The 952-nt window shown below is 64.8% G+C and carries 1 protein-coding gene; it reads right to left on the bottom strand.

Annotated features, from left to right (window positions below; translation table 11 throughout):
• Nucleotides 1–952: hypothetical protein (locus tag ACGTNG_RS18110; protein ID WP_394797886.1), on the bottom strand; the 952-nt coding region annotated here is incomplete at both ends.

The raw sequence follows: 952 nt of genomic DNA, 5'->3' as shown, positions 1-952 counted from the left end.
GTGGTCACCTCCAGGTACTGCCAGCGCGCTTCATAGGCATCCAGCGTTACGAAATCATTCGAGGTCACGCCGATCGCCGTCAGCGCCGCGGCATCCAGCAGGTTATCCAGCACGGCAGCGGGCAGCGTCTCCGCCTGCGCCGTGACGAACCCGTCCGTGGCGATGGCACGCAATCCGCCGATGATCGCGCCGCTGGCATCGAAGAGCGTCAGCTCGGGGGTGACCGTGCCCGCCGCCTTGTCGATGATCAGCGTCATCTCCAGCTCGGCAACGTCCTCCAGCCCCAAGCCGGCAATGCTGAACAGGTCATCGAGGGAATAGACCGTGTCGATGCCGACCCCACTATCCGGACGCGACCAGATCTGAATGGTATTGCCTTTATTGCCGCCTAACACCAGCTTGACCAGCTCGTTCTTCTCCTGGGTGCCCAGGCCAAAAACGATGCCCTGCTGGGCGTAGTTGGGGATGGTGCTGGTCGACAGCCCCTGGGCCGCCAGGGCCTGCGGGAAGGGATTCTCGAATCGCGAGCTGATCCGCACCTCGTTGATCTCGGCCGCGCTCAGGTCGGCATACTTGATGAAGTCGTTGGCGCTGGTCTCTCTGGAGATGTCGCCATCGGAGGTCTGCACCACCAGGTCGCCACCCTCGACGGCGGTGAGCACCGTGGTATCGCTGACCCCGCCCAGCACGCTGTCGAAGCCGCCCTCATCCAGCGGTTCACCAGCGGCCTCGAAGTCCAGCGTGAAGATCACCCCCTCGTCAAAAGTGGCCGTGTCGTCCTCCGCGACCGTGCCACTGGCGGTGTCGGCGGCCGGATCGATGGCATAGCCCGCCTCGGCCACCTCGGTGATCACTACCGTGATGCTGTCGGGGCCGTCGTCGACGTCGTCGTTGGCCACTTCGATGCTCAGCGTGCCGACGCCGTCGGTCACGCTCACCGCCTGGGTCTGCG

This window comes from Halomonas sp. B23F22_3, assembly GCF_043496965.1.
Taxonomy (GTDB): Bacteria; Pseudomonadota; Gammaproteobacteria; order Pseudomonadales; family Halomonadaceae; genus Halomonas.
The sequence above is the reverse complement of the archived record's forward strand: the minus strand, read 5'-3'. Positions and strand labels throughout refer to the sequence as shown.